This is a genomic window from Amycolatopsis sp. NPDC057786 (assembly GCF_042797905.1).
In the GTDB taxonomy this organism is placed as follows: domain Bacteria; phylum Actinomycetota; class Actinomycetes; order Mycobacteriales; family Pseudonocardiaceae; genus Amycolatopsis.
In genome coordinates, this window is record NZ_JBHVKW010000109.1 from 1 (window position 1) to 22,326 (window position 22,326).

Sequence of the window (22,326 nt, forward strand, 5' to 3'; positions counted from 1 at the left end):
CTTTCGGGACGTGAGATGTCCCGAAAGTGGCTTTCGCGACACGCCGGGCAGGTCAGCCGCTCATCGCCTTCCTGATCGCCGCCTCGAGCTCCTTCACGTGCTTGGAATTCATGCCGCCGTAGGTGAAGGTGTTCATGTCGACCTTGTCGGCGTACATGGGCACGTCTTCGACGATCGTCTTGGAAGCCCCGTTCACTTCGAAGATGAGCCTTCCCGGCTTGAACGCCGTCGGCGGGATGTTCTTGATGCCGCTGATCTTCTCGACGGTGAACGTGTGTTTCCGGTCGTTGAGCCCCTTGACGGCGGCCTTGATCGTGATGGTCCGGCCGCTGAAGCTGATGGACCGGCGTCTGGCGTGGATGTGCACGAACCCTCCCCTGGGTGCGGAAGAAGGCACTTTACGAGAGCGGAATCGCCGGGACGGGCGGCCGTTCCCGAACCGTTATCGGCTCAGCTGCCCGCGGTCTCCACGTCGTCCACGGTCAGGTCGTGCGGTGCCGCGCTGTTCCACAACGCCTCCGCCTCGCCGAGGAAGGTCCGGTACGCCGCGCCGTCCGTGGGCTGCAGCACGAACTTCGGCTCACCCGCGGCCTGGTAGGTGTAGTACTCGGCGAACAGTGCCGAACCGGTGACGATGACTCCCGTGGCGACCGGGTGCGCGACGAGCCGCACCGTGAGGTCGCCGCCGGTCGAGCGTTTCAGCTCGGCAAGCACTCGAAGTGTGTGGAGGACACGTTCCCGCGCGCTTTCCGGCGACCGCACGGCGTAGTAGCGGGAGGCCGCGGTGCCGATCGCGGGCGACTGCGGGTCGATCAGCACGAACCGGATCTTGACGCCGGCGCGCAACCGTTCTTCGAGTTTGCCGTAACTGTTGTTCACCAGGGTGTTGCGGGCCATCCCGGTGACAAGGAGTTCGCTCGTGCCGTCGATCGCCTCGGCGAGCGCGGGGCCGAAGTCCTCGCTGAACACCGGACGGCGCGCCCGCGCGACCTGGTCCGCGGGGGACAGCGGCCAGGGCGTGCCGTCCTCCCACAGCCGTTCCGCCTCGTCGGCGAAGTGCCGGTACCAGGGCGCGTCCTTCGGTTCCACTGTGAACACCGGCGCGGCTTCACCACTCGGCCGGTATTCGTAGTGCTGCACGCAGATCAGTCCCCGTTTGCCGGAGACGTCGAGACAGTTGAAACCCGCGGACGAGATCCGCGACGACACCCGGATCTCCAGCCTGCCGCCGGTCCTGCTCTTCAAGGAGGTCAGCTCGTCGAGGGTCGCCAGGATCCGCTGCCGCAGCCGCCCCTGCCCGAGGCTCTGGGAGGTCCGGCGATCGGCGATGGCGACCAGCTCTTCGTCGGTCGGATCCAGGACCAGCACCCGGATCCGTCCGCCCGATTCGAGGATCGACCGGATGTCACTGCGCATACCCTGCACGGTCCTGGTCATCGAATGGCCGATGAGCAGGATGTCGAACGCCGCCGCACGCCGGGAGATGAGATCCGCGGGGAACTCCGGTTCGAAGAACGACGCCGGGCCGCCCCGGTTGGAGTTCCGGACCTGTTCGGTCAGCCTTCGAGAGCGGATCTGGGAGAAGGCGAGCAGCGCCAGCAACGCCGTCACCACGGACGAAAGCGTTTTGACGTCCGAGATCCCGGTCGCGCCCAGGACGGTGAACACCAGTGCGACGGTGCCCAGTACGTACAGATCCAGGTTGTCGTCGGTGATCACGCGCGCCAGCGATCGTCGGATCCGTCCACGCTCGTCCGCCACTGAACCCCCTTGTCGCCGCTTCCGTGGTGACAGTATCGGCCGGAGCACTGACGTGTCCGGGATTCCTGACATCGATGGCATCGCCGAACCAAGCGATACGAAGCCATTTGGCTCAACCGTTTGTCTGGTCCAGTCCAGTTATGTCTACTAACGTAGAGGGATGGAGCTGGAACTGCGCCACCTGCGCATCATGTGCGCGATCGCCGAACTCGGGAGTATCACCAAGGCGGCGAACACGCTCGGAATGGCGCAGCCTGCACTGACAGCACAACTGAAGCGCATCGAACGGACTCTCGGCGGGAAGCTGTTCCTGCGCGACCACACGGGCACCCGGCCGACGGCGCTCGGCCTCCTCGTCCTCGACCGGGCGAAGATGGTGCTTCCCGCCGTGTCGTCGCTGCACGACGAGGCGGCGCGGCTCGCACAGCACGCCGGCACCGGTGAGCCGGTGACCCTCCGGCTCGGGTCGGCGACGGGTCCGATGCTGGGCGCGCTCCTGCAGCGCCTCGGCACCACCCATCCCGACATCCACGTCGCCACGCATACGTCGTGGTCGGCCAACAAACTCGCGGACATGACCGCCGAGGGCGCGCTGGACTTCGCCTTCGTCGGCGTCTGCGGTGACGCCGCGCCGCCGCCGGAGCCCGGTCTCCGCTGGCGGACGCTCGCGCATCATCCGGTGTTCGTGCTGATGTCGGCGCGGGACGAGCGCGCGCAGCGGCCCGAGGTCGAACTCGGCGCGCTCGCGAACGAGCGGTGGTGCGCGACGCCGGGCGACGGCTGTTTCGGCGACTGTTTCGCCTCGGCCTGTGCGAGATCGGGATTCACGCCGCGTTCGTTGTACGAAACCGATGTGCTGACCTGCATCGAGATGGTCGAATCGGGACACGCGGTGGTGCTGTGCCAGCCGCTGTTCCACGAGATCCCCGGCATCGTCGCGGTCCCGATCGCGGGGAACCCGCTGAGCTGGCGGAATCTCGTCGGCTGGTCGGAGCGCGGGGAGATGGGCCCCTTCGCCGCGGAGATGATCGCCCTGTCCCGCGCGGTGTACGGCGAACTGATCGACCGGCGGCCGACCTACTCGAAGTACCTGGAGTTGAACCCTGGGTACGGCGTGGACTACACCGACGCGGGGATGCGCTGACCTGCGCGAAAGTGCTCGAAAGGTCCAGTCCACTGGGTGGATATGACCTAAATGGTATGTACCATTCATGACAGGTGCCTCGTACGGTCTGGAACGAGATCTTCTTCCGGAACGCGGTGAGGAAACGCCTGAAATGAACCGAAAGATCGTAGCGGCCGCCGCGGCGGCCCTGACCGGCGCGGGCCTGGTCACGGCCATCGCGCTGACGCCGAGCGCCAGCGCCGGCCAGAACGTGTCGGCCGCCGACCAGGTCCGGTCGGAGATCGTCGCCGCCTTGGCGCGCGACCTGAAGATCAGCCCGGATCAGGCGAGGACCCGACTCGACGATGAGCAGAAGGCGGCCCGCGCCGACAGCGACCTCAAATCCCGGCTCGGCTCGTCCTACGCCGGATCCTGGCTGGACGCGGCCGGGACCACGCTGACCGTCGCGGTCACCGACGCGGCACTGGAAGGTGTCGTCCGTGCGGCGGGCGCGACCCCGAAGACGGTCGCGCGAAGTGCCGCACAGCTCGACGCGGCGAAGCTGTCGTTGGACGCCAAGGGAACCACCGCTCCGAAGACCGTGCCCGGCTGGTACGTCGACGCCACCACGAACTCGATCGTGGTGCTGGCCAACGCCGGTGGCGAGGCGGCCGCGAAATCGTGGGCGACCGCGGCGGGCGTGGGTGCCGACGCGGTCCGGGTCGAGACCAGCGCCGAAAGCCCGGTTCCGCTGATCGACGTCATCGGCGGCAACGCCTACACCTTCGGCTCGGGCCGGTGCTCGATCGGCTTCTCGGTCGAGGGCGGCTTCGTGACCGCGGGACACTGCGGCACCACGGGGACGCGGACGTCGAACCCGAGCGGGACCGTCGCGGGCTCCAGCTTCCCCGGCAACGACTACGGGTGGGTCCGCGTGGACGCGGGCAACACCCCGCGTCCGCTGGTGAACCGCTACCCGGGCACCGTGCCGGTGGCGGGTTCGCAGGAGGCCGCGATCGGCGCGTCGGTCTGCCGTTCCGGTTCCACGACGGGCTGGCGCTGCGGCACCATCCAGCAGAAGAACGCGTCGGTGAACTACCCGCAGGGCACCGTTTCCGGCCTCACCCGGACCAGCGCCTGCGCCGAGCCTGGCGACTCCGGCGGTTCGTGGCTCGCGGGAGACCAGGCGCAGGGTGTCACCTCCGGTGGCTCCGGCAACTGCAGCTCGGGCGGCACGTTCTACTTCCAGCCGATCTCGGAGATCCTGAGCGTCTACAACCTGCGCCTGGTGACCTCGGGCTCGAACCCGCCCTCCAGCACGACGCCGACCACCACGACGTCGAACAACCCGCCCGGCGGAACCTGGGCGGCGGGCACCACCTACGCCGTCGGCGCGACGGTGACCTACGGCGGCGCCTCTTACCGGGCCCTGCAGGGCCACACAGCACAGGTCGGTTGGGAGCCGCCGAACGTCCCAGCGCTTTGGGCGCGCGCCTGACCGCCTAGCCGTCCGGGCCACACGCAGGGGTGCGCCCGGACCGACCGCCCCCGACGTCGTCCGTGCGTCGGGGGCGGTCCCCTTTTCTTACGTGGTCAGTGCAGGACTTTCAGGCCCACGACGCAGGCCACGATCCCCACGATCAGCAGGATCCGGGCCACCGAAACGGTTTCCGCGCCCGACCACATGCCGTACGCGACGGTGAGCGAAGCCCCGATCCCGACCCAGACCGCGTAGGCGGTGCCGACGGGGAGATCCTTCATCGCGTACGCGAGACCCACCATGCTGGCGACCAGGGTCACGCCGAAGATCACCGACGGTACCGGCCGCGACAGCCCTTCGGATTTGCCGAGGGCGGTGGCCCACACGGCTTCCAGCACACCCGAAACGATCAGGACAAGCCACGACATGACGCGCTCCCAGAGTGCCGTCTTGTCGCTGGCCGGGTACGGCACCCACTCGTCCGGGGACCTCGATCACGAGGTTCCACGACCAGGATGGCACACCGCCGCGCGAGGTGCCCGGAGGTTTGACGAGGGTCACCACCCGGGGGCTGAGTTCAGCCCGCCAGCAGCGTGCGGGTCGTCCTGGCCACCAGGTCGACGGTGCGCGGCGGTGGCGCCTCCCCGCGGTCGAGGTGCCGCCTCACCGCGGCGTAGGGAAGGTCGACGAGGGCGAGCATCAGTTCGTCGGTGCTCCGGCCGGTCAGCGGACGCAACCGGCGCAGGACCTTGGTGATCGCCGCGTCGAGGCGGCGGTTGGCGTCGTCGACGCGGGCGCGGTCTTCGGCGCTCCAGTCGTCGACGCCGAGTGCGCTGTCGCCGCCGTAGAGCAGCTTTCCCTCGGCGGGATGGGCACGGCACCAGCGGACGACCTGCGCGGCGGCCTCGACGGCGGCTTCGGTGACCGGTTCCTGTTCGAGCGCTTCGAGGTAACCCTGCTGGAAGCGGGTCACCGTGCGGAGCCAGACGGCGGCGAGCAGCGCCGGACGCCCGGGGAAACGGTGGTAGATCGACCCGCTCGGCGCGCCGACCTCGCGGGCGACGGCCGACATGGTCACCCCGGCGACCCCTTCGGTGGCGAAGATCCGTACAGCGGCGTCGAGGAAGTCGTCGGCGGTGTGCCGCGGTGGCCGTCCCATTTTCAGAGACTATCCTCTACTATGGTTTTAGGGGAAGGTCTCTAGAACTGGGAGGCGCGATGCGCGTGTGGAACAGGCATCACCGGGTCGTCGGCGTGACACAGGAGCGTGCCGGCGCGCTGATCGACACTCTGTCCGCGGACGAAGACAGGCTCTGGCCCGTCGAGACGTGGCCGCCGTTGCGGTTCGACCGGCCGCTCGGGGTCGGCGCCGACGGTGGGCACGGACCGGTGCGGTACCACGTGGAGTCCTACGAACCCGGAAGGTCCGTGCGGTTCAGGTTCACCGCGCCCCGCGGCTTCGACGGGTTCCACGAATTCACCCTGCGAGCGACGGAAACCGGGGAGACCGAACTCTCTCACCTCATGGTGCTGCGGCTTCGGCACCCGGCCTGGTTCACCTATCCGCTGCTGTGGCGGCCGATGCACGACGCGCTGCTGGAAGACTGCCTCGACCGTGCCGAGCGTGAACTCACCGGCACGGTCGCGAAGCCCGCGCGATGGAGCCTTTACGTCCGGCTCTTGCGGAGCCTGATCTCCGGTAAGAGGCCCTTTCGCTTGAGCAGGAACAAAGTGCCGCCGATGAGCACGACGGCGATCAAGTAGCCCAGCACCAAGGACAGGGCGCCGCCGTTCGCGGGCGGGAGCAGAACACCGAACACCGCGCTGACGACGGCGAGGATCCAGCGCGCGCGGTCCGTCGTCAGGCTCACGGCCAGCAGGGCGACCGTCCACAAGAGATACCAGGGCTGGACGACCGGTCCGAGGACCAGCATCGCAGCGAAGGTCAGCCCCGCGGCGTAGAGCGGGTGCAGCTTCTCGCGGTAGGTGAGCCACAGCAGCCTGGCGCCCACGGCGAGGCCGAGGATGGCGCCGATCAGGGAGAACACTTCGATCGCACCGTCGGTGAGGTCGGCCCCGAAGATCTTGCCGATCCCGCCGACGAGGAAACCGAGTTCGTTGGTGGGCGCCATCCAGCTGTGGACCTGGCCGGAAACCCCGGAAAGCACCCGGACCCAGCCGAAACCGAGCCCGCTGCCGAGTGAGATCGCCACCGTGACGGCGGCGAATCCGGCGGGCAGCCCGAGCGCCACCGCCGCCCGGCCGGCGGGAGTCGCCCGGCGGAACAGATCGACGCCGACGAACAGCAGACCGGCGACGGCCACGATCTTGATGTTCGCGGCCGCGCTCACCGCGATCACCCCGGCCGCGATCAGCGCGGGCCGGGCCACGCCGGTCTTCGCCGCGCCCATGAGGACGAGTTCCAGCCCGGCGACCATCAGCCCGACCATGAGCCCGTCGTTGTGCACGCCCGCCACGACGTGCCACAGCACGAGCGGGTTGAGCAGGGCCAGCCACAGGGCGATCGACGGCGAGACCCCGACGCGGCGGGCGAGCCGGTGGAGCGCCCACGCCATGAGCACGATCCCGATCAGCCCGAGCAGCCGGTGCAGCAGCACCGTCGGCACGAAGGCGTCGCCGGCGACGTGGGCGATCGTGCGGGCCAGCGCGACGAACGCGGGACCGTACGGCGCGGGCGTGTCCCGCCAGTAGTGGCTGACCGCCATTGTCACCGGCGAATCGGCGCCGAGCGCCTCGGCGGGCCCCACGAGATAGGTGTCGAACCCCTTGGCCGCGATCAGGCCCTGTGCCAGATAGCTGTTGACGTCGCCGCTGAACAGCGGGCGCGCGACCAGCAGCGGCGCGCACCACGACACCGCGATCCAGTACAGCCGCCGCTCCGGCAGCCCGGCGGCGAGCCGTCCGATACCGAGCCAGGAGAGCACGAGGCTGGCCATCCCGGCGACGCCCAGCGCCACCACCAGCACCGAAGGGAGGCCGATCCCGGACGTGACCAGCACCAGTACGGCGATTCCGAGGAAACCCGCCCAGTGCAACGCCGAGATGTTCAGCCCGGTCTTCTCCGGCGCGGGCAAGACGTTCTGCATGCGGCCAAACTACTCCAAGTGCGGAATCGGGTTCCGCCGATCGCACGGTAAACCGGCCTGGACGCTTCGGGGCAGCGTCCGCCGGGTAACCCACGCCGTGGAGAGGCGGTGGTGAGCGTGAAGAAGCGCTGGGTGCGGCTCGGGGCGTTCGCACTGGTCGGGCTCCTCATCGTCGCCGCGGCACTGCAGATCACCGGGCTGCTGCCGAAGCTCGACCCGTTCGGAACGTCCACTGTGGACCGTTCGCAACCCGCGGTGCTCCAGGCGGTCCGGGATCTGAGCCGGTATCACGCGGCGGCCGGCGACTACCAGGTCGTCGTCGACATCGAGAAGGACGTCCAGTGGGTGCCCGCGAGCATCGCCGGGGAACGCACGCTGTTCGTCGCGGCGGGCTCTGTCGACGCGTACGTCGATTTCGGCCCGTTGGTGGAGAATTCGCTGACCGTGTCCGAAGACCGGCGATCGGTCGAGGTGCGGCTGCCCGAGCCGAAGCTCGCGAAACCCACCTTGGACAACGAACGCAGTTACGTCTTCGGTCAGGAGCGCGGCCTGATCGATCGGCTCGGCGCCCTGGTCTCCGTGCAGGACCAGCGGCCGTTCTATCTCGCCGCGGAGAAACGCATCGGTGAGGCAGCGCACCAGTCCGGTCTGCTCGAACGCGCCAAGGCCAACACCAAGGCGATGCTCACGCAGCTGATGCGGGCGCTGGGCTTCCAGGTCACCTTCACGGCCGAGCCGGCCACCTGAACTCCTCGTCCGCTTTGTCCGGTGTTTCGGCTGGTGAGCGCGGTGGTACGGCTTCCACATGAACGCAAACCCGGTGCCGGAGCGGATCGCGGAAGTCTGGGGAAAACGGACGCCGTACCAGCGTGGGGACACTTGGCCCCGCCGAACGGACTCTCATCTCGAGGTGGGCGTCGCGGAATCCGATGTGGACCGCTGGGTCCGGTCGGCCTGCGTGCTGTGCAGCAACGGGTGCGCGTGCGACATCGCGGTGAAGGACGGCCGGATGGTCGGCGTCCGCGGTCGCGAGACCGACCTCGTCAACCACGGCCGGATGGGTCCCAAGGGGCTCTACGGGTCGTGGCAGTGGTCCGGGAAGGACCGGTTGACCAGGCCGTTGATCCGTCGCGACGGCGAACTGGTCGAAGCGGGCTGGGACACGGCGATGGACCTGATCGTGCGGCGGTCCAAGGAACTGCTGGACGAGGCCGGGCCGCTGTCGCACGGGTTCTACACCAGCGGGCAGCTGTTCCTGGAGGAGTACTACACGCTCGGCGTCATCGGCAAGGCCGGCCTCGGCACCCCGCATATGGACGGCAACACCCGGCTGTGCACGGCCACGTCGGCCGCCGCGATGAAGGAGAGCTTCGGTTCCGACGGTCAGCCCGGGACGTACGCCGACATCGACCACTGCGGCGCGCTCTTCCTGTTCGGCCACAACATGGCCGAGACTCAGACCGTGTTGTGGAGCCGTGTCCTCGACCGGCTCGCCGGGCCGGAGCCGCCCGTGATGGTCGTCGTCGATCCGAGGCGGACGAAGGTCGCCGAGGCGGCGGTGGAATCCGGTGGTCTCCACCTCGCCCCACTGCCCGGCACCAACCAGGCCCTGATGAACGGCCTGGTCCGCGAGCTGATCGTGAACAAGTGGATCGACGAGGACTACGTTTCCGCGCACACCCTCGGTTTCTCCGAACTCGAAAAGACCGTCGAGCCGTACACCCCTGACCACGTCGGCGAGATCTGCGGGATCGAACCGGACGCGCTGGTGCGGGCCGCGGAGATCTTCGGTACGGCCGAGCGCGTGCTGTCGACCGTGCTGCAGGGCTTCTACCAGTCGCATCAGGCGACGGCGGCGGCCTGCCAGGTCAACAACCTGCATCTGCTGCGGGGGATGATCGGCAGGCCGGGCGGCGGTGTGCTGCAGATGAACGGCCAGCCGACCGCGCAGAACACGCGGGAATGCGGCGCGGACGGAGACCTTCCGGGGTTCCGCAACTGGGAGAACCCCGAGCACGTCCGGCAGCTGGCCGAGCTGTGGAACGTCGAGGAGCTGACCATCCCGCACTGGTCTCCACCGACACACGCCATGCAGATCTGGCGATACGCCGAGCAGGGCTCGATCCGGTTCCTCTGGATCTCGGCCACCAATCCGGCCGTCTCCCTGCCGGAGCTGCCGCGTATCCGGGAGATCCTCGGCAAGGAGGACCTGTTCGTCGTGGTGCAGGACGGTTTCCGGACCGAGACGGCCGAGTTCGCCGACGTCGTGCTCCCCGCCGCGCTCTGGGGCGAGAAACAGGGGACCTTCACCAACGCCAACCGGACAGTGCACCTTTCGGAGAAGGCGGTCGATCCGCCAGGGGAGGCCCGGTCCGATCTGGACATCTTCCTCGACTACGCGCGGCGGATGGGCTTCCGCGACCGTGACGGCGCCCCGCTGATCGGCTGGCGGACCCCCGAGGAGGCCTTCCGCGCCTGGCAGGAGTGCAGCCGGGGCCGGTTGTGCGACTACACCGGACTGTCGTACGACAAACTCCGCGGCGACAGCGGGATCCAATGGCCGTGCGACCAGGAGCATCCGGACGGGACCGAACGGCTCTACGCCGACGGCGTGTTCACCACGAAGACGGACGCGTGCGAGGACTACGGCCACGATCTGCTCACCGGCGGGACGGTGTCGGCTCAGGAACACAAGTCCCTGCGCCCGGACGGGCGCGCGTTCCTCAAGGCCGCGGAGTACACACCTCCGCCGGAGGAACCCGGCGAGCGGTATCCGTTCGTCTGCACGACCGGGCGCACGGTGTACCACTTCCACACCCGCACCAAGACCGGACGCGCCCCGAAGCTCCGGCGGGCCGCACCGGAGCCCTGGGCGGAACTCGCCGCGGCGGACGCCGCCGAACTCGGGGTCACGGACGGAGACCTCGTCCGGGTCGAGTCCGAGAGGGGCGGCGTAGAGGTGCCGGCGCGGATCGGCCGTGCCCGGCCCGGCGTCGTGTTCCTGCCGTTCCACTACGGCTATTGGGACACAGGTGGCGAAGGTCGTCCGCGCGCCGCGAACGAACTGACGATGACGGAATGGGATCCCGTGTCCAAACAGCCGTTGTTCAAGATCGGTGCCGTCAGCGTCCGCAAGGTGGAGGGCTGACTCATGCATCTCGCCACCTATCTCGGGCTCCTGCACAGTTCGCTGACCACGCTCGCCGACGCCTTCCGGCAGGTCGGCGATGGCCACGGCGAGGAGCCCGACGTCGAGCAGACGTGCCTGCTGCTCGCCGGGCGGATCGACCGGCAGACCGAAGCGCTCGCCCCCATCGTCGAGCGCTACGGCGAAGACCGCGAGCAGGAGCCCGAGCGGCTCCACGCCGCGGGACTGGAAGGCACTCGCAGCGGCGGTGTCGGCCTCCTGCGTGACCTGCAAGACCTCTACGCCCTGTCTTCGTTCACCGACATCACCTGGACCGTGGTCGGTCAGGCGGCGCAGGGGCTCCGCGACCGGGAGCTGCTCGATCTGGTCGAGAATCACGAAAAGGAGACCGCGCGGCAACTGACCTGGCTTCGTACGCGAATGAAGCAAAGCGCTCCCCAGGCACTCATCGCCGCACGATGATTCCGCGTCCGTGCGGTGCTCACCCCGCCGGTCTTGACCGGGCGGGCTGGTGCTGGTGGGCTGGCGAAGTCGACTGGGAGGCGCGATGGTGACGAAGCCGAGGGACAGCCTGACCTACAGCGAACCGATCGCGACCGGGGAGGTCACGATCGACACCGCCCCCGAGCAGGTGTACCGGCTCGTCAGCGATCCGGTCGCGATGTCGGAATGCACCGAAGAACTCCGCGAAGCACGGTGGATCCGAGGCGCGACCGAGGCGCGGGTCGGGAACTGGTTCTCCGGGAGCAATCGCAACGGATGGCGGCGCTGGGTGACCCACGCCGAGATCACCGAAGCCGAACCCGGCCGGCGGTTCGCCTACCGGGTGCGCACCCCGTTCTTCGTGCCGATATCCCGGTGGGAGTACGAGATCGCCGCCGAGGGTGACGGCAGCCGTCTCGTCGTCAAGAACTGGCTGCGGGTGCCGCCGTGGTTCGTCCCGATCGCCATCCTCATCACCGGCGAGCCCGACCGGGCCGGGACCAACCGGGCCAACATCGCCGCCACGTTGGAAAGGGTGAAGGCCCGGCTCGAGGGCAGGGAGTGGCACCGCTGACGCGGGTCCGGCCGCGACATGCGTTGCCCGCGCCGGCCTCACCCCTTCTCGAAGTTCTGCATCCCCCGGTTCTCCAGTTTGCGCATCACCGGGCCGGACAGCAGCCCGTGCACGAGCACCGAAACCGCGATCGTCAGCGCCGTGACCCGCCACAGCGAGTCGGCCATCGGGAAATCGCCGTGCCCCACTGCGTAGGCGAGGTAGTAGAGACTGCCTATCCCGCGGATACCGAAGAACGCGATCGCCGCCGCGGCCGGGCGGGTGGTGGTGGCGCCACCGAGCAGGGCGAGGCCCCCGAACAGCGGGCGGACGACGCCCACGGCCGCGACCGCCACCAGGACTTCGACGAGTTTCAGCCCGTCCAGTAGCCCGTCGCCCAGTGCGACGCCGAGACCGAGCAGGGCCAGCGCGACGAAGAGCCGTTCCAGCTGATCGCCGAATTCGTGCAGCACCTCGTGGTACTCGTGCGAGCGCTCGCTGGCGCGGATGGTCGCGGCCGCGGTGAACACCGCGACGAAGCCGATGCCGCCCAGGGCTTCGCAGAGCGCGAAGGGGAGGAACGCGATGGCCAGCACCACCAGCCCGTCGGAGTATTCGCCAAGGCGCAGCCTTTCGTGCCGCACCCGGAACATCAGCCAGGACAGCAATCGGCCACAGACGAAGCCGACCAGTACGGCGACCGCGAGCGGGACGACGACCTCGGTCAGCAGCCAGGGCACGGGGGACGTACTCGCCGTTCCGGCCAGCACGAGGGCCAGCAGCACGAACGGCATCGCCAGGCCGTCGTTCAGCCCGGCTTCCGAGGTGAGCGTGAACCTGATCTCGTTGTCCGAGCCCCGGCCGTCGTCGCTATGCGGCGCGGGCACCTGGACGTCGCTCGCCAGCACCGGGTCGGTCGGTGACAGCACGGCTCCCAGCAGCAGCGCGGCGGCGGGGGACAGGGCGAGCGCCCACCAGCCGAGCAGGGCGACCGCGCAGACCGACAGCGGCAGCGTGATCGCCAGCAGCCGCCAGGTCGAGTTCCACGACCGCCAGCCGAACGGCCGGTCGGATTTCAACCCCGCGCCGACCAGCGACACCAGCACGCCGAGCTCGGTGATCACTTCGACCGCGCCCACATGCGACCGCGGGTCGAACACACCCTGACCGTAGGGATGCCCGAACGGGAGCAACCCGAAAACGAGCCCGCCCACCAGGAGGACCAACGGCATCGAAAGCGCGCGTTCGTGCAGCAGATTCGGCAACACGGCGGCGCACAACGCCAGAACGCCTGCCCCGGCGAGCAAGATCTCCATTCGCGCGGGGTACCCGTGCCGCTCCTCCGCCAACCGGGCGGATTCAGCCGCCCACTTCAAGTCCTTTGTGGACTGTCAGGGTGACACCCTCGGCCAGCCGGTACGGCCGGGTGTCCACAATGGCGCCGAGCAGCCGTCGCAGCCGGGAGACCTCGGCGCGGACGGTGACGAGATGTTCGGCGTCACCGTAGAGCGCCCGGCTGAGCGCTTCGGCCGAAAGCCCGGCCGGGCCCGCCGTGTTGAGGTGCACCAGGATCTCCGCGTGCCGGGGCGTCACCGTACGGACCCAGCCGACGTCGCCCGACGCCATCCGCAGCATCGGCGCGTGGCCGAGTTCGAGGTCCAGCCGGACGCGGCGCGCGGTGTCGGCGGGACGGACGAGCCAGCCTTCGGCCAGCCGTTCGGGCAGGCAGGCGCCGAGTCCCGGCACGGCGAGGATCTGTCCCTCCGACGGCGCGGCGATCCGCGCGCCCGAGGCGACGCCGGCGGAATGGGCCACCCAGCCGTCGTCGTCCACCAGCAGTACCGGGCCGCCGACGCCGGTCACCACCGGTTCGGCGGTCCGGCGCAACCGGTCGAGACCTTGCTGATGGTGCCGCCAGAGTTCGGATTCGACCAGGCGCCGCCCGGTCTCCACCAACGCGCCGATCGCCGGGTGCAGGGTCAGCGCGGGACCGCTGACGTCGATCACGCCGAGCAGTTCGCCGGTGCGCGGATCGTGCACCGGCGAGGCGGTGCAGTACCAGGGATGCTGGCCCTGTTCGAAGTGTTCACCCGCGAGCAGTTCCACGGGCGCGGCCTCGGCGAGCGCGGTGCCGATCGCGTTGGTGCCGACCCTGGTCTCGGTCCAGACCGCGCCTTCGGTGAAGCCCAAGGTGTCGGCCCGGCGCCGCACGGCGGGCGATCCCACCCGCCAGAGGATGATCCCCTCGGCGTCGGTCACCACCAGCAACATGTTCGCGGTGTCGGCCGTCGCGCCGACCACCTGTCCGAGGTCTTCCACCACCAGTCGCAGCGGGGAGGCGCGGCGTCGGCGGGCGACCTCGTCGAGCGGAACCGAATCCCGGGTGTTCACCCCGTCGGCGGCGAGCCCGAGGCTCAGCATCCGTGACCACGACCGGGACACCAGCGGCCGCGGCCGGACCCGCGGACGGCCGCCGCCGATCACGGCTTCGTGCATGCGGATCAGGTCACGGGCGTGCATCGGCAGGTCGACGCCGGGCGGGACCGAGCTGTACAAGCTCACAGGCCACCTCCGCACCATCGCGTCGACTGACCAGCATAGGACCGCCCGCCGAGGCGCGCCAACGAGCCGGAGGTGCAACACGCTGCAACCTTTGCCGTCGTACCCGCCCGAGGCGTGTGATCGGGGTAACAGCCGAACGCCGACGTTCAGGAGTGGCCATGACACAGACGGTGGACCGGATCGAGGCGACAGGCTCGCCGCAGGCTCGGGTGGACGCCTGGCTGAGCCGGTTCGAATCGGCCCTCGCCGCCCGCGATGTCGAAGCCGCCGCCGCGCTCTTCGCCGTCGACAGCTACTGGCGTGACCTGGTCGCCTTCACCTGGACGATCAAGACGGTCGAAGGCCGCGAGGAGGTGGCCGGAATGCTCGGCGCCTGCCTCGACCGGATCGACCCGTCCGGGTTCCGCACGACCGAGACGCCGACCGAAGCCGACGGCGTGACTGAAGCGTGGCTCGAATTCGAAACCGCGACCGGACGCGCCAAGGGGCACTTGAGGCTGAAGGACGAAGGCGCCTGGACGCTGCTGACGAGTCTGCGCGAGCTCAAAGGTTTCGAGGAGCGTCGCAACGAGCAGCGGCCGAAGGGCGTCGAACACGGTGTCGTGCGCGGCCGGAAGTCCTGGGCCGAGAAGCGCGAGGAGGAACAGACCCGGCTCGGCTACGAGCAGCAGCCGTACGTCGTCGTCATCGGCGGCGGACAGGGCGGGATCGCGCTCGGCGCCAGGCTGCGGCAGCTCGACGTGCCGACGCTGGTCCTGGAACGCAACGAACGGCCGGGCGATTCGTGGCGCAAGCGGTACAAGAACCTCTGCCTGCACGACCCGGTCTGGTACGACCACCTGCCCTACCTGCCGTTCCCGGACAACTGGCCGGTGTTCGCGCCCAAGGACAAGATCGCCGACTGGCTCGAGATGTACACGCGGCTCATGGAAGTGCCGTACTGGACCAGCACCGAGGTCACCTCGGCGTCCTGGGACGAGGAACAGCGGCAGTGGCTGGTGACCGTGGTCCGCGAGGGCGAGGAACTGGTGCTCACGCCACGGCACGTCGTGTTCGCGACCGGGATGTCGGGCAAGCCGAATCTCCCGTCGTTCCCCGGGATGGACGTGTTCGAGGGCGATCAGCATCATTCGTCCCAGCACCCCGGCCCCGACTCCTACGCGGGCAAGAAGGCCGTCGTGGTCGGCTCCAACAACTCCGCGCACGACATCTGCGCGGCACTGTGGGAGCACGGCGCGGACGTCACCATGGTGCAGCGCTCCTCCACCCATGTGGTGAAGTCGGATTCGTTGATGGAGCTGGGACTCGGCGACCTGTATTCGGAACGCGCGGTGCGGTCGGGGATCACCACCGACAAGGCGGACATGATCTTCGCGTCGATCCCGTACCGGATCATGCCGCAATTCCAGATCCCGGTGTACGACGCGATCCGTGAGCGGGACAAGGACTTCTACGCGCGGCTGGAAGCGGCAGGGTTCCAGCACGACTGGGGCGACGACGGATCCGGCCTGTTCCTGAAGTACCTGCGCCGCGGCTCGGGCTACTACATCGACGTCGGCGCGTCGGAACTGGTCGCCGACGGGAAGATCAAGCTGGCCCACGGACAGGTCGACCATCTGACGCGGGACGCGGTGGTGCTGTCCGACGGCACGGAACTGAAGGCGGACCTCGTCGTCTACGCCACCGGCTACGGCTCGATGAACGGCTGGGTCGCCGATCTGGTCGGGCAGGAGACCGCGGACCTCGTCGGCAAATGCTGGGGCCTCGGCTCCGGGACGACGAAGGACCCCGGCCCGTGGGAGGGGGAGCAGCGCAACATGTGGAAGCCCACGCAGAAGGAAGGCCTGTGGTTCCACGGCGGGAACCTGCACCAGTCGCGCCACTACTCGCTTTACCTGGCGCTGCAACTGAAAGCGCGTTACGAGGGCATCCCGACGCCGGTGTACGGCCTCCAGGAGGTGCACCACAGGTCGTGAACGCCTAGAGGCTTCGGTACCGGATCCCGGGCGGTCCGGTACCGGAGGGCGCCGCCTCCGGACCTTGGGCGGTCGACGACGCCGGGCACCGCCCCCAGACCCTGGGCGGGCTCGGCGTCGTACCCATGTTCAGCGGGCAGTCGGCTCAAAGCCGGGGTGGACGGCCTGCGGACCGGCGACCGTCCGTCCCAGCCCGGCCTCGATGCGGTCGACGTCGCCCCGTTCTCCGGGAGGCAGGGGCGCCCCGGAGGATTTTCGCAGCCGCGCGGCCACGCCGAGCAGGCTCTTCGCACGGCGCGGCGCGCCGGCGGCGAGCCGAGCGCCCGCGAGACCCTCCAACGCGAGCGCGATCGCCCTCGGATCGCCTGTTCGGCGGGCCGCTGCCAATCCCTGATCGTGCAGGTCGAGCGCTGCCCGCGCGTCCCCGTTCTGTTCGGCGGCGAACCCGAGTTCGGCGAGGATCAGCGCCGTGCCGGTGTCCGCCTCGAGGCGGCGGTTCCACTCCAGCCACGGCTTGAGCAGAGCCTCCGCGTCGGCGAACCGGCCACGACGGCGCGCGGCCATCGCGAGCCCCACCTCGGCGGATTCCTGTCCGGCGAGATCGCCGTGTTCGACGGCCAGCGCCCGCCCACGTTCGTGCAATTCGTCGGCGTGGACGAGGTCACCCTCGAGCAGGGCGATGCGCCCCAGTTCGGACCACCGCCGCGCGACGTCGGGCCACAGGCCGAGCTGCGCGGCCGATTCGACGCCCTCACGATGCCAGGCCGTCGCCGCGGGATAGTCACCCTCGATTTCGGCGAGCCTGCCGAGCACCGCACCGGCGTGGACCCTGCCCCAGCGGTCGCCGGTGTCGCCGAACGATTCGAGGCTCCGCCGAGCGTCCTCGGCGGACCCGCTCAGGTCGCCCCGGAGGTGCCGCTGGACCGCGCGCACGCCGAGCGCGGCCGCGGCACCCCAGCGGTCGCCCAGCTCCTCGAACCCGGCCAGCGCGTCGCGGATGAGCAGTTCGCCCACCACGAGGTCACCGAAGCGGGTCGTGGCATATCCGAGGAACCAGCCCGCCATGGCCCGTTCGAAGGGGTCGATGACGGCGTCGCGCAGGTGCGGGGCGGTGCCGCTGATCACCGGTTCACCGGCCAGCAGCCGGAATCCGGCACGCCAGGCCATGAGCACCGGATCCGATCGCGTGGCGGTGGCCCGCAGCGCCTCGCCGAGCCGTCCGCGGAGGAACCAGTACCACAGCAAGGCACGCGTCAGCCTCGGCGCGGCGGGGCCGGCGGCGAGCGCGTGTCGCAGGTTGCCGGACTCGGTGTCGAGGATGTCCAGCCACCGTCGCTGGTCCGAGCCGCAGAGGTGTGCGGCCGCTTCCTCGGCGAGCACGGTGTAATACGCCGCGTGCGCGTGACGGAGCCGAGCACGCTCCCCGCTCTCCAGCTTCAGCTCGCCGTATGCGGAAACGGATTCCAGCAAGCGGTAGCGGGCTCCGCCGTCGGTGTGCGTGACCACGACCAACGAGCGATCGACCAGCCGTGCCAGCAAATCGAGCACTTGAGCGGGCGATACGCCGTCGCCGGCGCAAAGTGCCTCCGCGGCGTCGAGTGCGCAACCGTCGGCGAAGACCGAGAGCCTGCTCAGGACCGCCCGTTCGGCCGCGGTCAGTAGCTCCCAGCTCCAGTCGAGCATCGCGCTCAACGTGCGCTGGCGCGGGGGCGCGTCGCGCGGCCCACCGGTGAGCACGGCGAACCGATCGTCGAGCCGTTCGGCGAGTTCGGTGGTCCCCAGCACGCGGATGCGGGCGGAAGCCAGCTCGATGGCGAGCGGGATCCCGTCGGTGCGGCGGCAGATGGTCGCGATCGTCTCGGCATTGTCCTCTGACAGAGCGAAGCCGGGAGAGACCGCGGCCGCCCTGGCGGCGAACAGCCGCACGGCGCCCGAACCGGCCACGTCCTCGGGCGGCGCGCCTGGCAGTGGCAGGTCGAGTGGCGGGACCTCCCACAACTGCTCGCCGGCGACGCCGAGCGGTTCCCGGCTCGTCGCGAGGACGCGGACCCCTTCCGTCCGGAGCAACCGGGACACGAGCGTGGCTACCGTTTCGACGATGTGCTCGCAGTTGTCCAGCAGGAGCAGCACTCGCCTTCCGCGCAGGACCGCGGCGAGGTGTTCGGCTGAGGGGATGGCCCGGAGGTCGTCGCGGATGCCCAGCGCCGCGCCGAGAACGTCGGCGAGACCGTCCACTGTGGTCTCCCGTGGAAGAGCGCCGAGTTCGGCGAGACATACTTCCCCGCCGGAACGCGCCACTTCGAGCGCGAGCCTGGTCTTGCCGACCCCGCCCGGCCCCGTCAGTGTCACGAGACGGCGAGCGGCGGCCAGGTCGCGCAGGGTCGAGACTGCTTCATCCCGGCCGATGAGTTCGGTCGGCGGTACGGGTAGCGGTGTCCGCGCCGGTGGGCGGGAGGCAGGCGCGTCGCCGCTCAGCAGCTGTTGGTGAAGGGCCGTGAGTTCAGGGCCCGGTTCGAGGCCCAGCTCGTCACGCAGGAGTGTCCGCAGTTCGCGGTAGACACCGAGTGCTTCGGTGGTACGCCCCGCTCCGTGCAGTGCCCGGAGCTGAGCGGCGCGGACACGTTCTCGCAGCGGGTGCAGGGCGGCGATCACGTTCAGTTCGGCGGCCAGCGCCGCGTGATCGCCCAGCCGCAGCCGGGCTTCGGCGTGCTCTTCCCAGGCCACCAGCCGTTGTTCTTCCAGTTCGGCGGCCGCGGCATGGGCGAAGGGTTCGTCGGCGAACCCGCTGAACGCTTCGCCGCGCCACAGTCCGAGTGCCTCGGCCAGCAGCTCCGCGGGATCACCGTCCGTCCCGTGCCGGGCGCGCTTGAGCAAGGCCACGAACCGGCCGCTGTCGACGGCGCCGGGCGGCACGTCCAGCAGGTAACCGGGCGGACGGCGGACCACCAGATCTGCGCCGAGCACCCGTCGCAGCCGGGAGACGGAGGTCTGCAGCGCGTTCGCCGGGTTGGCAGGCAGAGCGTCGCCCCAGAGATCGTCGATCAGGCGGTCGGCGGAGACCACTCGGCCCGGAGTGACGAGCAGACGGGCCAGCAGGGCACGCACCCTCGCCTCGGGAACGGTGACGGGGGCGCCATCAGGAGTCCACACCGCGAGCGGCCCCAGCACCCCGAAACGCATGCGGACAACAGTAGCCGCCGGGAAGTCGACAGTGGACCGACAGCCCCACCGGACAGAGTCGGTTCGTCGGCTACGAAAAGGAGAAAACGATGAAGAAGGCCGTCGTCACCGGTGGCACTCACGGCATGGGACTCGCGATCGTGCGTGAATTGCTCGCACGCGGGACCGAGGTGATCCTCACCGGCCGGAACGAACGGAACATCGAGGAGGCGCGGACCGCGCTGAACGGGGAGGCCGCGCACGTCGTGCGGTCGGACGCCGGCAGCATGGCCGACATCGCGGCGCTCGGGGACCTGGTGAAGGAGCGGTTCGGCACGTTCGACCAGCTGTTCGTGAATCACGGCATCGCGCAGTTCGCCGAGCTGGCCGAGGTCACCGAAGAAGCCTGGGACAGGCACTTCGCCGTGAACGCCAAGGGTTCGTTCTTCACCGTCCAGCGGCTGGCTCCGCTGATCCGCGACGGTGGCGCCGTCGTGTTCACGACGGTCGCGAACGATGTGGTGTTCCCTGGGCTGTCGGCGTACTCGGCGTCCAAGGAAGCGATGCGTGCCTTCGCGCACGTGCTCGCGGCGGAGTTGCTGCCGAGGAAGATCAGGGTGAACAGCGTCGCACCCGGATACATCAAGACCCCGACGATGGGCGTCGCCGACCTGACCGACGAGGAACGCAGGGAATTCGAGCGGCAGGGCGACGAATCGACGCCGCTGCGACGCAACGGCACCGTCGAGGAAGTGGCCGCCGCGGCCTTGTTCTTGGCCGAGCAGGCCACTTTCACGACCAACGTCGAGCTGGCCGTCGACGGTGGCTTCGCGCAAGGGCTGGGGCACTGACGTGGCCCCCGCGCGTCACAGCCCTGACCCGTCGGTCGCCGAGCACGTCGGCCGGTATCTCGCGACCGACGGCGCCGACGGCCACCTGGAGGGCGGGGTGCCCAACCTCGTCCTCGCGCATCGCGGTCGCAGGTCCGGGAACCGGTACCTGACGGGATTGTTCTACGGAGAGGACGACGACCGGTACATCGTGGTGGCGTCCGGTTCGGCGATCACGCACACCCATCCGCAGTGGTATCTGAACCTCGAAGCCGAGCCCACGGCAGCGGTCCAGGTCCTGGGTGAGCGGTTCGCCGTACGGGCCCGGACCGCCGACGGCGCGGAGCGCGGGCGACTGTGGCGGATGATGACCGATCTGGCGCCGGTGTACCGGGATTACGCGGCGCGCAGCCGCCGCGTCATTCCCGTCGTGGTGCTGGAACGGGTCCCGGGTCAAGTACCACCGGCCTTCGCGTAACGGCGGGCCAGGACGGCGAAGGCCTCCTTGAGTTCGGGAGGACCGACGACCTCGATGTCGGTGTCGAACCGGCCGATGCTCGCCGCGAGCCCGGCCCACGACCACGACCCGAGTACCAGGCGGCACCGATCCGGGCCGAGTTCTTCCACGACACCGTCGCGGACGTAGTGGGACACGGTGGCCGCGGGAAGGTCGAGGACGACTTCCCCGCGGCACGGCCACTCGCCGGACTCGGACGCGCCACGGAAGCGGCTCGCGACGAAGGTGGCGACGTCGGGAGCCGGCAGTTCACGGGGCGTGAATCGCGGGCCGGTCGGGGTGCGCGGGGAGATCCGATCGGCCCGGAAGGTGCGCCAGTCCGCGCGATCGAGGTCCCACGCGACGAGGTACCAGCGGCCGTGCCAGGTGACGAGGTGATGCGGTTCCGCCCGGCGCGGCGCGTCCGCGTAGTCGAACCGCAGGATCTCGCGGGCGTGCACGGCCGCGCCGAGCGCGAGCAGGACGTCGCCGTCGACGCGGGGTCCCGACCGGCTCGCGGGCGGTTCGACGGCCGTGACCCGCAGGGTGTCGATCCGGCGCCGCAGCCGGGAGGGCATCACCTGCCGGACGGTGTGCAGCGCCCGCATCGCCGCTTCCTCGATCCCCGCGCCGCTGGTGGTGGCGATCTGGAGCGCGACGGCCAGCGCGACCGCCTGGTCGTCGTCGAACAGCAGTGGTGGCAGTTCGGATCCGGCGTCGAGCCGGTACCCGCCGTCGGGACCCTTGATGGTGGCGATGGGGTAGCCGAGTTCGCGAAGCCGGTCGACGTCGCGCCGCACGGTGCGCGGGCTGATGTCCAGCCGCTCGGCCAGCAGGGCTCCCGGCCAATCGCGGCGGGCCTGCAGCAACGACAGCATCGAGAGCAGGCGCGCGGAGGTCTTCGGCATGTTTTCCATGATGCCCCGAGTAGCGGCCACAACCTGTCCTCTACCCCTGAGAGAGTCTTCGTGTGCCAGAAAACGACAACCCGGAGGGCCCGATGACCGCCACCATCCTCGACGCCGAGCGCGCCGACCTGCTCGAAGCCCTCGACACCGTCCGCGCCGCGCTGACCGCCACTGTCCAGGGGCTCACGGACGAACAACTCGACGCGCATCCGACGGTCAGCGAACTGAGCCTCGGCGGCCTGATCAAACATGTCGCTTCGATCGAGGAGATGTGGCTGCGCTTCGCGGTCGACGGCCCGTCCGCGATGACCTATGACCTGCCCGAAGGCGTCACTTGGGCCGACCTCGGCGCCGGGACCGCCCGCGAGTTCCCGCAGTGGGCGATCGACCACCAGAACAACTTCAGGATGCTGCCCGGCGACACGCTCGCGGGCATCCTCGCGCGCTACGAGGAGGTGGCCGCGAAAACGAAGGAGGTCGTCTCGTCGATTCCCGACCTTTCCGCGACGCGCCCGGTGCCGGACGCGCCCTGGAACCCGCCGGGCGCGGTGCGCAGCGTGCGCCGCGTGCTGACGCACGTCATCGCCGAGACCGCGCAGCACGCCGGCCACGCCGACATCCTGCGGGAGAGCATCGACGGCCAGAAGTCGACCTGACCCCCTCGCGACCGGTGAGGACGGCCGCGGGCCGACGTTGCGAAAGCCACATTCGCAACGTCGAAGGTTGCGAAAGTGGCTTTCGCAACCCCTCCCGGCGGG

Annotated in this window: 20 protein-coding genes and 1 riboswitch; of the genes, 11 read left to right on the forward strand and 9 right to left on the reverse strand. The window is 69.6% G+C overall.

Annotated elements, in window-relative coordinates; translation table 11 throughout:
* Positions 1–52: 52 nt before the first annotated feature.
* On the reverse strand, positions 53–367 hold the full coding sequence (locus ACFVM3_RS35525) for a hypothetical protein (protein ID WP_378444275.1): 315 nt from the start codon (positions 365–367) through the stop codon (positions 53–55).
* 83 nt (positions 368–450) lie between these two features.
* Positions 451–1,761: a hypothetical protein gene (locus tag ACFVM3_RS35530; RefSeq protein ID WP_378444276.1), complete on the reverse strand. Its 1,311-nt coding sequence runs from the start codon at positions 1,759–1,761 to the stop codon at positions 451–453.
* A gap of 160 nt (positions 1,762–1,921) precedes the next feature.
* Between ACFVM3_RS35530 and ACFVM3_RS35535 the strand changes: the two genes are divergently transcribed.
* Both ACFVM3_RS35535 and ACFVM3_RS35540 read left to right on the forward strand, forming a co-directional pair.
* Positions 1,922–2,905: a LysR family transcriptional regulator gene (locus ACFVM3_RS35535; RefSeq protein WP_034316722.1), complete on the forward strand. Its 984-nt coding sequence runs from the start codon at positions 1,922–1,924 to the stop codon at positions 2,903–2,905.
* Between the two features lie 133 nt (positions 2,906–3,038).
* Positions 3,039–4,364 (forward strand): alpha-lytic protease prodomain-containing protein, encoded by a 1,326-nt coding sequence (locus ACFVM3_RS35540; protein ID WP_378444277.1) that lies wholly within the window; start codon positions 3,039–3,041, stop codon positions 4,362–4,364.
* 95 nt (positions 4,365–4,459) lie between these two features.
* Here ACFVM3_RS35540 and ACFVM3_RS35545 read toward each other — a convergent pair whose 3' ends face one another.
* Both ACFVM3_RS35545 and ACFVM3_RS35550 read right to left on the reverse strand, forming a co-directional pair.
* A complete protein-coding gene (locus tag ACFVM3_RS35545) occupies positions 4,460–4,774 on the reverse strand; it encodes a multidrug efflux SMR transporter (RefSeq protein ID WP_063277207.1) in 315 nt (104 codons plus the stop codon).
* An 11-nt stretch (positions 4,775–4,785) separates the two neighbouring features.
* A riboswitch (guanidine-III (ykkC-III) riboswitch) is annotated at positions 4,786–4,854 on the reverse strand.
* A gap of 69 nt (positions 4,855–4,923) precedes the next feature.
* Positions 4,924–5,505, reverse strand: coding sequence for a TetR/AcrR family transcriptional regulator (locus ACFVM3_RS35550; RefSeq protein ID WP_378444278.1), 582 nt, complete (start codon positions 5,503–5,505; stop codon positions 4,924–4,926).
* 59 nt (positions 5,506–5,564) lie between these two features.
* On the opposite strand from ACFVM3_RS35550, the gene ACFVM3_RS35555 reads away from it, so the two are divergent.
* Positions 5,565–6,110, forward strand: coding sequence for an SRPBCC family protein (locus ACFVM3_RS35555; protein ID WP_378444279.1), 546 nt, complete (start codon positions 5,565–5,567; stop codon positions 6,108–6,110).
* Here the strand turns inward: ACFVM3_RS35555 and mptB are convergent.
* A complete protein-coding gene (gene mptB / locus ACFVM3_RS35560; protein WP_378444280.1) occupies positions 6,014–7,453 on the reverse strand; it encodes a polyprenol phosphomannose-dependent alpha 1,6 mannosyltransferase MptB in 1,440 nt (479 codons plus the stop codon). The genes ACFVM3_RS35555 and mptB overlap by 97 nt on opposite strands.
* A 111-nt stretch (positions 7,454–7,564) precedes the next feature.
* Between mptB and ACFVM3_RS35565 the strand changes: the two genes are divergently transcribed.
* The 4 genes from ACFVM3_RS35565 to ACFVM3_RS35580 all read left to right on the forward strand — a co-directional run bounded on the left by ACFVM3_RS35565 (position 7,565) and on the right by ACFVM3_RS35580 (position 11,658).
* On the forward strand, positions 7,565–8,200 hold the full coding sequence (locus ACFVM3_RS35565) for a DUF4230 domain-containing protein (protein WP_378444281.1): 636 nt from the start codon (positions 7,565–7,567) through the stop codon (positions 8,198–8,200).
* A 58-nt stretch (positions 8,201–8,258) separates the two neighbouring features.
* On the forward strand, positions 8,259–10,601 hold the full coding sequence (locus tag ACFVM3_RS35570; RefSeq protein ID WP_378444282.1) for a molybdopterin oxidoreductase family protein: 2,343 nt from the start codon (positions 8,259–8,261) through the stop codon (positions 10,599–10,601).
* A gap of 3 nt (positions 10,602–10,604) precedes the next feature.
* A complete protein-coding gene (locus tag ACFVM3_RS35575; protein ID WP_378444283.1) occupies positions 10,605–11,063 on the forward strand; it encodes a hypothetical protein in 459 nt (152 codons plus the stop codon).
* 85 nt (positions 11,064–11,148) lie between these two features.
* Complete coding sequence (locus ACFVM3_RS35580; protein ID WP_378444284.1) at positions 11,149–11,658, forward strand: SRPBCC family protein; 510 nt, start codon at positions 11,149–11,151, stop codon at positions 11,656–11,658.
* Positions 11,659–11,696: 38 nt separating this feature from the next.
* Here the strand turns inward: ACFVM3_RS35580 and ACFVM3_RS35585 are convergent, their stop codons facing one another.
* Together ACFVM3_RS35585 and ACFVM3_RS35590 are read right to left on the reverse strand one after the other, a co-directional pair.
* Positions 11,697–12,953 carry a cation:proton antiporter gene (locus tag ACFVM3_RS35585; RefSeq protein WP_378444285.1) on the reverse strand — a complete coding sequence of 419 codons (1,257 nt, stop codon included), beginning with the start codon at positions 12,951–12,953 and terminating at the stop codon, positions 11,697–11,699.
* Positions 12,954–12,996: 43 nt separating this feature from the next.
* A complete protein-coding gene (locus tag ACFVM3_RS35590; protein ID WP_378444286.1) occupies positions 12,997–14,199 on the reverse strand; it encodes a transcriptional regulator in 1,203 nt (400 codons plus the stop codon).
* A gap of 158 nt (positions 14,200–14,357) precedes the next feature.
* Here ACFVM3_RS35590 and ACFVM3_RS35595 point away from each other — a divergent pair, with 158 nt between their 5' ends.
* The gene (locus ACFVM3_RS35595; protein ID WP_378444287.1) at positions 14,358–16,175 is read left to right on the forward strand and encodes a flavin-containing monooxygenase; all 1,818 of its coding nucleotides are present in this window, start codon (positions 14,358–14,360) and stop codon (positions 16,173–16,175) included.
* Positions 16,176–16,304: 129 nt separating this feature from the next.
* Here the strand turns inward: ACFVM3_RS35595 and ACFVM3_RS35600 are convergent, their stop codons facing one another.
* The gene (locus ACFVM3_RS35600) at positions 16,305–19,355 is read right to left on the reverse strand and encodes a BTAD domain-containing putative transcriptional regulator (RefSeq protein WP_378444288.1); all 3,051 of its coding nucleotides are present in this window, start codon (positions 19,353–19,355) and stop codon (positions 16,305–16,307) included.
* An 89-nt stretch (positions 19,356–19,444) separates the two neighbouring features.
* On the opposite strand from ACFVM3_RS35600, the gene ACFVM3_RS35605 reads away from it, so the two are divergent.
* Positions 19,445–20,185, forward strand: a complete 741-nt coding sequence (locus tag ACFVM3_RS35605) for an SDR family oxidoreductase (protein WP_378444289.1) — start codon at positions 19,445–19,447, stop codon at positions 20,183–20,185.
* A 1-nt stretch (position 20,186) separates the two neighbouring features.
* Positions 20,187–20,642 (forward strand): nitroreductase/quinone reductase family protein, encoded by a 456-nt coding sequence (locus tag ACFVM3_RS35610; RefSeq protein ID WP_378444290.1) that lies wholly within the window; start codon positions 20,187–20,189, stop codon positions 20,640–20,642.
* Here the strand turns inward: ACFVM3_RS35610 and ACFVM3_RS35615 are convergent.
* Complete coding sequence (locus tag ACFVM3_RS35615; protein WP_378444291.1) at positions 20,618–21,568, reverse strand: helix-turn-helix transcriptional regulator; 951 nt, start codon at positions 21,566–21,568, stop codon at positions 20,618–20,620. The two genes, ACFVM3_RS35610 and ACFVM3_RS35615, sit on opposite strands and share 25 nt — an antisense overlap.
* 92 nt (positions 21,569–21,660) lie before the next feature.
* Between ACFVM3_RS35615 and ACFVM3_RS35620 the strand changes: the two genes are divergently transcribed.
* The gene (locus ACFVM3_RS35620) at positions 21,661–22,224 is read left to right on the forward strand and encodes a DinB family protein (protein WP_378444292.1); all 564 of its coding nucleotides are present in this window, start codon (positions 21,661–21,663) and stop codon (positions 22,222–22,224) included.
* Positions 22,225–22,326: the final 102 nt, after the last annotated feature.

Bases quoted from the DNA above. Each gene is read 5' to 3' on its own strand.
- ACFVM3_RS35620 (WP_378444292.1), top strand. From the start codon at position 21,661: ATGACCGCCACCATCCTCGACGCCGAGCGCGCCGACCTGCTCGAAGCC.
- ACFVM3_RS35575 (WP_378444283.1), top strand. From the start codon at position 10,605: ATGCATCTCGCCACCTATCTCGGGCTCCTGCACAGTTCGCTGACCACG.
- ACFVM3_RS35570 (WP_378444282.1), top strand. From the start codon at position 8,259: ATGAACGCAAACCCGGTGCCGGAGCGGATCGCGGAAGTCTGGGGAAAA.
- ACFVM3_RS35605 (WP_378444289.1), top strand. From the start codon at position 19,445: ATGAAGAAGGCCGTCGTCACCGGTGGCACTCACGGCATGGGACTCGCG.
- mptB (WP_378444280.1), bottom strand. From the start codon at position 7,453: ATGCAGAACGTCTTGCCCGCGCCGGAGAAGACCGGGCTGAACATCTCG.
- ACFVM3_RS35540 (WP_378444277.1), top strand. From the start codon at position 3,039: ATGAACCGAAAGATCGTAGCGGCCGCCGCGGCGGCCCTGACCGGCGCG.
- ACFVM3_RS35580 (WP_378444284.1), top strand. From the start codon at position 11,149: ATGGTGACGAAGCCGAGGGACAGCCTGACCTACAGCGAACCGATCGCG.
- ACFVM3_RS35555 (WP_378444279.1), top strand. From the start codon at position 5,565: ATGCGCGTGTGGAACAGGCATCACCGGGTCGTCGGCGTGACACAGGAG.
- ACFVM3_RS35615 (WP_378444291.1), bottom strand. From the start codon at position 21,568: ATGCCGAAGACCTCCGCGCGCCTGCTCTCGATGCTGTCGTTGCTGCAG.
- ACFVM3_RS35600 (WP_378444288.1), bottom strand. From the start codon at position 19,355: ATGCGTTTCGGGGTGCTGGGGCCGCTCGCGGTGTGGACTCCTGATGGC.
- ACFVM3_RS35535 (WP_034316722.1), top strand. From the start codon at position 1,922: ATGGAGCTGGAACTGCGCCACCTGCGCATCATGTGCGCGATCGCCGAA.
- ACFVM3_RS35545 (WP_063277207.1), bottom strand. From the start codon at position 4,774: ATGTCGTGGCTTGTCCTGATCGTTTCGGGTGTGCTGGAAGCCGTGTGG.
- ACFVM3_RS35595 (WP_378444287.1), top strand. From the start codon at position 14,358: ATGACACAGACGGTGGACCGGATCGAGGCGACAGGCTCGCCGCAGGCT.
- ACFVM3_RS35585 (WP_378444285.1), bottom strand. From the start codon at position 12,953: ATGGAGATCTTGCTCGCCGGGGCAGGCGTTCTGGCGTTGTGCGCCGCC.
- ACFVM3_RS35550 (WP_378444278.1), bottom strand. From the start codon at position 5,505: ATGGGACGGCCACCGCGGCACACCGCCGACGACTTCCTCGACGCCGCT.